9 protein-coding genes and 2 pseudogenes are annotated in these 10,457 nt (G+C 70.5%); 1 reads left to right on the top strand and 10 read right to left on the bottom strand.

The features are described from left to right. The 7 genes from ACNFOC_RS43320 to ACNFOC_RS43290 form a co-directional block, all read right to left on the bottom strand. The coding region (locus ACNFOC_RS43320) for a purple acid phosphatase family protein (RefSeq protein ID WP_416964499.1) at positions 1–1,522 on the bottom strand (1,522 nt) is incomplete at its 3' end. A gap of 67 nt (positions 1,523–1,589) precedes the next feature. Then, positions 1,590–2,753, bottom strand: coding sequence for a serine hydrolase domain-containing protein (locus ACNFOC_RS43315; protein ID WP_416964498.1), 1,164 nt, complete (start codon positions 2,751–2,753; stop codon positions 1,590–1,592). A gap of 50 nt (positions 2,754–2,803) precedes the next feature. Next, positions 2,804–3,268, bottom strand: coding sequence for an organic hydroperoxide resistance protein (locus ACNFOC_RS43310; RefSeq protein WP_416964497.1), 465 nt, complete (start codon positions 3,266–3,268; stop codon positions 2,804–2,806). Between the two features lie 131 nt (positions 3,269–3,399). After that, positions 3,400–3,876, bottom strand: coding sequence for a MarR family winged helix-turn-helix transcriptional regulator (locus ACNFOC_RS43305; protein WP_416964496.1), 477 nt, complete (start codon positions 3,874–3,876; stop codon positions 3,400–3,402). Beyond that, a complete protein-coding gene (locus tag ACNFOC_RS43300; RefSeq protein WP_416964500.1) occupies positions 3,873–4,634 on the bottom strand; it encodes an energy-coupling factor ABC transporter ATP-binding protein in 762 nt (253 codons plus the stop codon). The genes ACNFOC_RS43305 and ACNFOC_RS43300 overlap by 4 nt, the downstream gene beginning before the upstream one ends. After that, positions 4,634–5,395, bottom strand: coding sequence for a cobalt ECF transporter T component CbiQ (gene cbiQ, locus ACNFOC_RS43295; protein WP_416964495.1), 762 nt, complete (start codon positions 5,393–5,395; stop codon positions 4,634–4,636). The genes ACNFOC_RS43300 and cbiQ overlap by 1 nt, the downstream gene beginning before the upstream one ends. Before the next feature lies 1 nt (position 5,396). Further along, on the bottom strand, positions 5,397–6,425 hold the full coding sequence (locus ACNFOC_RS43290; protein WP_416964494.1) for an energy-coupling factor ABC transporter permease: 1,029 nt from the start codon (positions 6,423–6,425) through the stop codon (positions 5,397–5,399). 180 nt (positions 6,426–6,605) lie between these two features. On the opposite strand from ACNFOC_RS43290, the gene ACNFOC_RS43285 reads away from it, so the two are divergent. After that, a complete protein-coding gene (locus ACNFOC_RS43285) occupies positions 6,606–6,962 on the top strand; it encodes an SsgA family sporulation/cell division regulator (RefSeq protein ID WP_416964493.1) in 357 nt (118 codons plus the stop codon). 23 nt (positions 6,963–6,985) lie between these two features. Here ACNFOC_RS43285 and ACNFOC_RS43280 read toward each other — a convergent pair whose 3' ends face one another. The 3 genes and pseudogenes from ACNFOC_RS43280 to ACNFOC_RS43270 form a co-directional block, all read right to left on the bottom strand. Further along, positions 6,986–8,665, bottom strand: coding sequence for a penicillin-binding transpeptidase domain-containing protein (locus ACNFOC_RS43280; RefSeq protein ID WP_416964492.1), 1,680 nt, complete (start codon positions 8,663–8,665; stop codon positions 6,986–6,988). 130 nt (positions 8,666–8,795) lie between these two features. Beyond that, positions 8,796–10,283: pseudogene (locus ACNFOC_RS43275) on the bottom strand (penicillin-binding transpeptidase domain-containing protein); the annotation flags it as partial. Beyond that, positions 10,261–10,457 (bottom strand): annotated as a pseudogene (locus ACNFOC_RS43270) (ABC transporter permease); the annotation flags it as partial. The pseudogenes ACNFOC_RS43275 and ACNFOC_RS43270, both read right to left, overlap by 23 nt.

Raw genomic sequence — 10,457 nt, 5'->3', positions numbered from 1 at the left:
GCTCGTAGACATATACGAGTACGCCATCGAACGCGACGCCGGGGATCGGGCTGATCCTGATCGGCGAGGGCGACATGCGTCCGGGTCTTCCCGCTGTGGCCGTACTTCCAGCCCAACCGGACCCTGATCCGAACGAAGGCCGTGGCAGTCGGCGAGTTCGGCGAACTCCTTCGCGGACACCTTCGGCCCGCGCCTCGATCCCACCGGCCTTGTAGTGGTTGAGGGCGTAACCCCCAGAGTGAACCCGCAGCAGCAGAAAACCCCCGGGATAGTCCTTCGCGGCGGTGACCTCCTGCTGCACGACATGCGGCGCCCGCACCAGCAGCGTCCGCTTGTTCCGGTGGGTATGGCCCGCGTGGTGCAGGAAAACCCCCGGCGCCGAGGCATACGCGTCAACGATCGCGCGCGCCTGCCGCCGATCCAGCTGCTGCCCCCGAGTCACCGGAAACACAGAGTCCCGTACCGTTAGCGGATGGTGACCGAAGACGACGGTCGGCCGGTCCGGTTCGGCCCTGAGCCGGCCCCGGAACCAGGACAGCTGCTCCTCACCGAGCCCACCCGCGTCACCCCCGTTGCCGGCCTTGGCATACGTGTCGAGCCCGATGATCCGCAGCCCGCCGAGATCATGCGCGAAGTACCCGGGCCCACCGCCGAAGCCCTCCCCGAACCCCTCGCGGAACGTGTCCGCGGAGCTCCCCGCACGGTCGTGGTTGCCGCGTACGACGAGGTAGTCCCGGCCGAGCGTGCCGAAGCCGTCCAGGATGCGTCTGGCTTCGGCCAGGTCCCGCGGCGACCCGCCCGCCGAGATGTCCCCGGCGGCGAGCAGGACGTCCGCCCCGCGCCGCTTGGCCTCCTCGACCAGGGCCCGGGTCATGATCTCCGGATAGGCGGCGAGGCCCGCCGTCTGCGACACCCCGCGCAGCAGGGGGAAGCCCGCCATGCGGCCCGCGGTGGTCTCGCCGAGGTGCAGGTCGTTGCAGAGGGCGATGGACAACAGGTGCCTGCCGGGCGGGGGCTGGGGCGTGGTGAAGGAGTACGTGCCGGTCAGGGAGGCGAGGCCGTGCCGCGAGGTGCCGACGGCGTTGCCGCGCACGTGCTGCAACGGCGTCGGTACGGCGGTCACGCCCCGGGAACGTGCCCGGTAGTAGTACGTCTGCCCGGGCTCCAGGCCGGTCAGCTCCACCTGGTGGTGCGCGGTGGGCCGGTCCTCGGCCGCGGTGCGGTTGAGCCGGGCCGGGTGGGTGCCGTAGACGACCTCGCCCTCGGTGACCGCGGGGAGCGGGTGGCCGAAGCCGTCCTCCGTGCCGGGTATCCGGGTGTGCCAGGTGATGATGGCGCTGTCCTCGGTGAGTGTCACCAACTCCAGGTGGACGGCGGCTGGTTGGCGGTACCTGCCGCGCGGGAGACCGGCGTGGGCGGCACGCAGCAGGGCCGGGGCGAGCAGCGTTCCGGAGCGCAGGACGTCGTACGGAGTGGGCAGCGCGGCGAGGGCCGCGAGGGGAGCCGAGAAGCAGCAGCGCATACCCCATTGTTGCCCCAGTGCCGTGAACGACAGCCGTGTCACCGACGGCCGCAGCCGTACCAGTGCGCTACGACAGGGCGGTGCGCACCGCTCTGACCAGCGCCTGCGCCCGTGGATCAGCCGTCACGCTCTTGCGGAACGAATTCGTCACATACCCGAACGCGATGCCTGATTCCGGGTCGGCGAAGCCCAGTGCGCCGCCTCGGCCCGGGTGGCCGAAGGAGCCGTCCGAGAGGAGCGGGGACGCGCCGCCGTGCAGCATGTAGCCCAGGCCGAAACGGGTGTTGATCACGAGGACGCGGTCGGGGCCCGAGGAGCGTTCCGTGCGGGCCAGCTCGGCCGTCTCGGGGGTGAACAGCCGTACCCCGCCGTCCAGTTCGCCGATCAGTGACGCGTAGAAGCGGGCCAGCCCGTCCGCCGTCGCGATGCCGTTCGACGCGGGGAGTTCGGCGGCCCGGTACGCCGGGTCGTTCTCGTCCGGCATCGGCGTGATCGCCCCGAACGCGCGCCGGGTGAGCGAGTCGGGGTTCGCGTACGCCTCGGAGACCGACCGCTTGGGGCGGGTGCGGAGCGCGCTCGGGTCCGCCGGGGCGGCCTCGACCTGCGCCACCCGGCCCACCCGGCTCTCCTGGTCCGCGGGCAGACCCACCCACAGGTCCGCCCCGACCGGGCCCGCGATCTCGTCCGCGATCCACTCGCCGATCGACCGGCCCGTCACCCGGCGTACCAGTTCACCGGTCAGCCAGCTGTACGTCTGCGCGTGGTACCCGTGGTCCGTGCCCGGTGTCCACGCCGGTGCCTGCGCCGCCACCGCCGTCGCGCTGAGCACCGGGTCGGCGGCCTGCTCCGGGGTCAACGGGCGGTCCAGTACCGGCACGCCCGCGCGGTGCGCGAGCAGGTGCCACACGAGGGTGCGTTCCTTGCCGGCCGCCTTGTACTCCGGCCAGTACTCGCCCACCGGAGCGTCCAGGTCCAGCTCCCCGCGCTGCGCCAGCAGGAGCAGTACGGCGGCAGCCACGCCCTTCGTCGCCGAGCGGACGATCTGGGCCGTGCCGTGCTCCCAGGGGGCGGTGCCGTCGACGTCCTTCGTGCCCGCCCACAGGTCCACGACCCGGTGCCCGTGCCGGTACACCGTCACGGCCGCGCCCCGGTCCCCGCGCGTCTCGAAGTTCCGTACGAACGCGTCCCTGACCGGCTCGAAGCCCTCGGCCACCACACCGTTCACGTCCACGTCCGTGCTCCTCGTTCCGCCGTCCCGCTCGCCGTCCGGCTCTCCTTACTTCACCCAAGCAGGATCGTCACGTCGATGTTCCCCCGGGTCGCGTTCGAGTACGGGCACACCTCGTGCGCCGCGTCCACCAGCTTCACCGCGATGTCCGGGTCGAGGATCGGGAGGGACACGCTCAGGGCGACCGCGAGGCCGTAGCCGCGCTGCTTGTTGGGGCCGATGCCGACCTTCGCGGCGACCGTGGAACCGGTCAGGTCGAAGCCCGCCCTACGGCCGACCAGGACCAGCGCGTTGTGGAAGCAGGAGCTGTAGCCGGCCGCGAAGAGCTGCTCGGGGTTGGTGCCGTTGCCGTCGCCGCCCAGCGCCGGGGGCATCGCGACCTGGAGGGCGAGCTGGCCGTCCTGGCTGCTGACGAAGCCGTCCCGGCCGCCGTGGGCGGTGGCCTCGGCGACGTACATGATCTTCGTCGGGCGGGTGTCGACGGCGGTGGCGGCGGTGGCAGCGGTGTCGTCGGTCATGGCGGGACCTCCCCCGGGGCGGAAACGCGTACTCACGAGAGCGCGCAACTACATCGTGCACAAGATACTGACCGGTAGTAGACCCGTGCCTACCAGGGGGTAGGAACCGTCGGTAACCCGAGGTCAGCAGGTCAGCGGGCCCGTTCCGCCGCCGCCTCCGCGCGTCCCGCCAGCCGCCACAGTTCCGCCCGCAGGCGTGCGACCTCCGGCATCTCCAGCTCCGTCGCCGCGAGCAGCGCGCCGGGCACGCGGGTCGCGCGCTCCCTGAGGGCACTGCCGCGGTCCGTGCACGCGACCAGGACCGAGCGCTCGTCGTGTGCCGCGCGCTCCCGGCGGACCAGGCCGGCCAGCTCCAGGCGCTTCAGCAGCGGCGACACCGTGCCGTAGTCGAGCCGCAGGGCCGTCGCGAGGTCCTTGATCGGGGTCTCGCCGCGTTCCCACAGGACGAGGAGGACGAGGTACTGCGGGTAGGTCAGCTCCAGCTCCTCCAGGAGGGGGCGGTACGCGGCCGTCAGCGCCCGCTGGGCCGCGTACAGCGCGAAGCACAACTGCTCGTCGAGGAGCAGCGACCCGGCAGCGGTGTGGTCCTCGGGATCCTCGTTCGTCACGCGCCCATTGTCACGGACCGCGGGTCGAACCCGAAGGGCAGCTCCAGGCGATGGGCCCGCATCAACGCGTCGTCGGAGAGGAGTTCGCCGGTCTTCCCGTCCGCCGCGATCACGCCCTCGCTGAGGATCAGCGCGCGCGGGCACAGTTCCAGCGCGTACGGCAGGTCGTGCGTGACCATGAGGACCGTGACGTCCAACGACCGCAGGATGTCGGCCAGTTCGCGGCGGGAGGCGGGGTCGAGGTTGGAGGAGGGCTCGTCCAGGACGAGGATCTCGGGCTCCATCGCCAACACCGTGGCGACCGCCACACGGCGCCGCTGGCCGAACGACAGGTGGTGCGGGGGACGGTCCGCGAAGTCCGCCATGCCGACCAACTCCAGTGCTGTACGCACCCGTTGCTCCAGTTCGGCGCCCTTCATGCCGGCCGCCGCCGGGCCGAACGCCACGTCCTCGCGGACCGTCGGCATGAACAACTGGTCGTCGGGGTCCTGGAAGACGATCCCGACCCGGCGCCTGATCTCCGCCATGTGCCGCTTGCCGACCGGGAGTCCGGCCACCGTCACCGTCCCGGCGCCGGCCGTGAGGATGCCGTTGAGGTGGAGCACGAGGGTGGTCTTGCCGGCGCCGTTCGGGCCGAGCAGGGCGACCCGCTCGCCGCGCGCGACGGTGAAGTCGACGCCGAACAGGGCCTGTTGGCCGTCGGGGTAGGCGAAGGCCAGTCCGGCGACTTCGAGCGAAGGGGTCACGGCGTCGTCCATCACAGCGTCCATCCCAACAGGCATACGACAAGGGCGGCACAGGGCAGTGCGAGGGCGTACGACCACTGCGCCCTGGACGCGGTCACCTCGTCGATCACCGGCATGGAACCCGTGTAACCCCGGCTCACCATGGCCAGATGGACCCGCTCCCCGCGCTCGTAGGAGCGGATGAACAACGCGCCCGCCGACTTCGCGAGCACTCCCCAGTGGCGGATGCCCCGGGCCTCGAAACCCCGTGACTCGCGGGCGATCCGCATCCGCCGCATCTCGTCCGTGATGACATCGCCGTAGCGGATCATGAAGGAAGCGATCTGGACGAGGAGGGGCGGGAGCCTCAACCGCTGCAATCCCAGGAGGAGTTCGCGGAGTTCGGTGGTCGCGGCGAGGAGGACCGAGGCGGCTACGCCCAAGGTGCCCTTCGCCAGGACGTTCCACGCGCCCCAGAGGCCGTTCACGCTCAACTGCACGCCCAGGACGGTCACTTGCTCACCCTCGGCCACGAAGGGCATGAGGACCGCGAACGCCACGAAGGGGACCTCGATCAGCAGGCGGCGGAGCAGGAAGCCTGCGGGTACGCGGGCCGTGTACGCGACGCACGCGAGCAGCGCGGCGTAGAGGCCGAACGCCCACATCGCCTCGCGCGGGGTCGACACCACGACCACCACGAAGGCGAAGACGGCGGCCAGTTTGGTGTGCGGGGGCAGCGCGTGCACGGGGGAGTGGCCGTGCCGGTAGAGGCGGTGGGCGTGGCCCGCGCCCATCTCAGGCCACCTGCGAGGTACTACGACGCTTGCGGACCGCCCAGAAGACCCCGCTGCCCGCGACGACCGTCACGCCCACGCCGATCACGCCCGCGAGGCCCCCGGAGAGACGCGTGTCGTCGACATCGCGTACGCCGTAGTCGGCGAGCGGGGAGTCCGCCGAGGCGTGCTCCTTCGCCTTCTGGTCGATGCCGTGGTCGGCGGCCACCTTCTCTAGGCCGTCGGGGTCCGAGGAGGCGTAGAAGCTCACGAAACCGGCGAGGAGGAGGGACGCCACCAGGCCGGTGAGCCACAGTCCGCGGCGGGAGGTCCGGGGGGCGGCTGGCGCCAACGGGGCCTGGGCGTCCACGAGTTCGCCGTTCACGCGCAGCTTGAGGCGCTGCTCCAGGCCGCGTGCGCCGTGGACGAGATCCGGGCGTACGGCGATCACCGCGCCGACGGTCAGTGCGGTGATCGCGGCCTCGCCGATGCCGATGAGGACGTGCACGCCGATCATCGCGGTGGCGACCTTGCCGATCGAGACGTCGGTGGTGCCGCCGAGGGCGTAGAGGAGGGTGAAGACCAGGGCGGCGGCGGGGACGGAGAGCAGGGCCGCGGTGAAGGACGCGGCGGTGATCGAGCGGCGGGTGCGCGGGAGGATCCTGACCAGGCCGCGGAAGACGGCGTAGGCCACGACCGTCGTCGTGATCGCCATGTCGGTGATGTTCACGCCCAGCGCGGTCAGGCCGCCGTCCGCGAACAGGATGCCCTGCATGAGGAGGACGACCGAGACGCAGAGCACGCCGGTGTAGGGGCCGACCAGGATCGCGGCCAGCGCACCGCCCAGGAGGTGGCCGCTGGTTCCGGCCGCCACCGGGAAGTTGAGCATCTGCACGGCGAAGATGAACGCGGCGACCAGGCCCGCCAGCGGCGCCGTCCGTTCGTCGAGTTCGCGGCGCGCGCCGCGCAGGCTCACGGCGATGGCGCCGGCGGCGGCCAGGCCGGTCGCTGCGGAGATGGGGGCGTCGATGAATCCGTCAGGCACATGCACGGGATGATTTTAGATGGTTATTGCGAGTGCTTTGCAAGAGCCAGGGAATCGTGGATCGGGTCGCCCGCGGATGTGAGATCTGTCGCCCCGAGGGGCGCCCCCGGGAAAATGTGCGACATTTGGGTAGTGGAAGCGGATGCATAGCTTTCACACAGGTCACTCAGCGTAAGGGGCCGCCCGATGTCCGTAGTCGAACAGTACGCGCGAGCCCATATCGTCACCGACGAGGACGTGGACCGGCTGGACCGTGACGCGGTCCCCGTAGTCCTGCGGTACGACCCCGAATCCGATCCCCGAGCCGTCCGCATCGACCTGCCCGGACCGCATGAATGGACCTTCGACCGCGAGTTGCTGGAAGAAGGGCTGCGCGCCCCGGCCGGCAGCGGCGAGGTGCGGGTGTGGCCGTGCGGGCGGGTGCAGGCCGTGGTCGAGTTCCACTCCGAACAGGGCGTCTCCGTCGTCCAGTTCGAGACGAAGACGATCATGCGGTTCCTGCGGCGGACCTATATGGCGGCCACCACGCCCGTCGGGACCTGAACTCCCCGTAGGGGCACGGAGGTTCAGCCCCCGAGGCTGTTGCCCAGCTTCAGCAGGGCCCCCACGATCGGGCCCGCCGTGTCGCCGCCGTGGCCGCCCGCCTGGACGACGCCCGCGGCGACGAGGTCGCCCTTGTACGCGGTGAACCAGCCGTTGGGCTTCTTCTGGCCGTCGACCTCAGCCGAGCCGGTCTTCGCGCCGTAGTCGGGGCCGAGACCGGCCATCGCCTTCACCGCCGTGCCGTAGTCCGCCGTGTACTTCATGACCTCCTTCAGCTCCGACTGCGTCGTCGACGACATCGTGCGCGAGGCCTTCGCGATCGTGCGCTTGTCGACCGTCGGGGAGACCAGGTACGGCTGGTGGAAGGTGCCCGTGTCGACCGTGGAGGCGACCGACGCCATGTTCAGCGGGTTCATGCGGACCCCGCCCTGGCCGATCAGCGAGGCGCCCATCTGCGCGCCGCTCTGCACCGGGACCGAGCCGTCGAAGGTGGGGACGCCGATGGCCCAGTTGTTCATGCCGAGGCCGTAGACCTGCTGGGCCTCCGTCGTCAGGTCGCTGTCGGACAGCTTGGGCGCGAAGTTGATGAAGGCGTTGTTGCAGGAGGCCCCGAAGGCCATCTTGAACGTGCCCTTCTTGATCTCCGAGTCGTCGTCGTTGTGGAAGGTCCAGCCCGCCAGCTTGTAGGTCTTGGGGCAGGGGTGGGACGCGTCCGGGGTGATGAGGTTCTTCTCGAAGAGCATCGTCGACGTCACGATCTTCATCGTGGAACCGGGGGCGAGGGAGCCCTGGAAGGCCACGTTGAAGCCGTGCGAGGCGTTCGCGACGGCCAGGATCTCGCCGGTCGACGCGCGCATCATCACGACGGAGGAGTTCTTCTGCTTGCTGACCTGGGTCTCGGCCGCCGCCTGGAGGGTCGGGCTGAGCGTCGTCTTCACCTTGCCCGGCGTGCCCTTGCTCAGCTCGACGAGCGTCTTGTCGGACTGCTTGGACTTCTTGCCTCGGATGACCTGGAGTTCGATGCCGGCCTTGCCACCGGCCTTCTTGCCGAACTTCTCCCGCAGCCCGTCCAACACCGGTCCCAGGGACGGGTACTTGGCCGTCGTCAGCTCGCCGCCGTCACGGTCGTACGCCTTGACCGGCGGGGTGCCGGACTCGCCCGTCACCAGGGTGTCGCCGTCCGCGAGGTCGGGGTGGACGACGGAGGCGTGCCACTGGACGTACGGCTTGCCGTCCTTCGCGCTGCGCACGACGGTGAGTGAAGTGGCGTACGTCATGGGCTTGTTGATGCCCTTGTACGACACCGTGCACTTCACGGAGAAGGGGACCTTGGTGCCGGTGCGGGCGCCCTCGGTGACGGTGATGCCCGTCATGTGGGCGGTCTTCGTGTAGCCGGTGAGCAGGGCGGCGGCGGCCGTCGACTTGTCGGTCGTGGCGGCGGCCTGGGCGACCTTGCCCTGCTGCCAGTCGGCCAGGAACCGCTTCGCGGTCGTCTGCACCTCCGCCGCCGACAACGGGCCCTTCTTGATGGCCTTGTGGTCCGCGGTGGCCTGGGTGCGCGCCTCGGCCGACGCCCCGCCGTCGTACAGCGCGTAGGCGCCGACGCCCGCGCCGACGACGGCCACGGCGATCACTCCGCCGACGACGGCGGGTCTCGCCTTCCGTCGCTCGGCGGCGGCCTTCTTCTTGCCCCTCGTGCCCACAGTTCCCGATCCTCCGCGAATCCCTTGGGGCCCCGGTCGATATCGGCCCTCAGCCCTCACACACCCCAACGACCACGCACACCCTAGAGTCCCGTGCTGTGGGAGTGAGTTCCCGTCTCACGGCGTGACTTCAGCCACCCGCCGCCAGTACCGCCCGGACGATCGGGCCCGCGGCGTCGATGCCGTGGCCGCCGTCCTGGGTCATCGCGGCCGCCGCGACATCGCCCCGGTAGCCGGTGAACCAGCTGTTGGACTTCGACTGCCCGTCGACCTCGGCGGACCCCGTCTTCGCGCCGATGTTCGGCCCGAGCCCGGACATGATGCCCGCCGCGGTGCCGCTGGTCGCGGTGCGGTACATCATCGCCCGCAGTTGCGCCGACGTACTCGCCGACAGGCCCTTGGCGGTGGCCAGTTGGCGGTCGTCGAGGCTCTGCGCGACGAGCACCGGCTGGCGGAACGTGCCCGTCTTCGCGGTCGCCGTCACCGACGCCATGTTCAGCGGGCTCATCTGCACCTGGCCCTGGCCGATCAGGTTGGCCGCGGTGTCCGGGCCGCCGGACGCGGGGACCGAGCCGTCGAAGGACGGGATGCCGGTCTTCCAGTTGTCCTGGCCGAGCCCGAAGCGGTCCTCGGCCTCCCTGGTCAGCGAGTCGACCTTGACCGAGTCGGCGAACTTCACGAACGCCGTGTTGCAGGAGCGGGCGAAGCTGTCGGCGAGCGTCGCGCCCTCGTCCGGCTTCAGGCCCGTCAGGTTGTGGAAGGTCTGGCTCTGCCAGACCGCGTCGGGCGTGCAGGGCGCCGGGCCGTTCATCGTCGTGATTCCGTTGTCGATGAGCGTGGCGGCGCTGATGATCTTCATCGTCGAGCCGGGCGCCAACTGCCCCAGGAACGCGGCGTTGAAGCCGTCGTTGCGGTTGTTGGCGATCGCCAGCACCTGCCCGGTGCTCGGCTGGAGGGCCACGATCGACGACTCCGAGTACTTCGTCACGGCCTTCTCGGCGGCGGCCTGCGCGCTCGCTCTGAGCGTCGTGCGCACCTTGCCGGCCTTGCCCTTCTCCAGGGTCACCAGCGTGGTGTCGGCCGAGTCCGCGACGGCGTGCTTGACCGACAGCTCGATACCGGGCGTACCGCCCGCCTTGGCGCCGTACTTGTCGCGCAACTCGTCCAGGATCGGCCCCAGCGACGGGTACTTCTCCTTGGTCAGCACGGCTCCGTCACGGTCCACGGCCTCGATCGCCGGACTCGCGGACTCCCCGGTGACCAAGGTGTCGCCGGTCTTCAACTCCGGGTGGATGACGGACGGTTGCCAGTCGACGAGGGCCCGTCCGGTCGTCTTCCCCCGTACGACGGTCAGCCGGCTCTTGTAGGTGAGCGGCTTGCTGATGCCCTCGTACGACACCGTCGCCCGCACCGTGAACGGCACGGTGGCCCCGGTCGTCGTACCGGGCGTGATCTTCACCTTCGTGATGTGACCGGCCCCGCCGTAGGACTCCAGCACGGTGTCGGCGGCGGCGTCGTTGTTCGTGTACGACGCGGCGGTCACGGATTCCCCGCTCTCCCAGGCCGCGAAGAACTTCTTCGTCGTCTCCTCGACCTCACTGCCGCTGGGCGGCCCGGTCTACGCGCAGGTCGCCGAGTCGTCGTCGGCCGCGTCGTAGAGGGCCTCCGCGCAGGATGCGGGCCAGGCTCATCCAGCCCAGGAACCACTGCACCGCGATGAGCGCCACGACACGGACGTAGGTCGGCGTCTCGTCGGTCGGGCTCACGAAGAGGGAGACCACGACGGGCATGC

This window comes from Streptomyces colwelliae, assembly GCF_048158785.1.
Lineage (GTDB): Bacteria > Actinomycetota > Actinomycetes > Streptomycetales > Streptomycetaceae > Streptomyces.
Note: the sequence above shows the minus strand (reverse complement) of the source record. Positions and strands in the feature narration are given on the sequence as shown.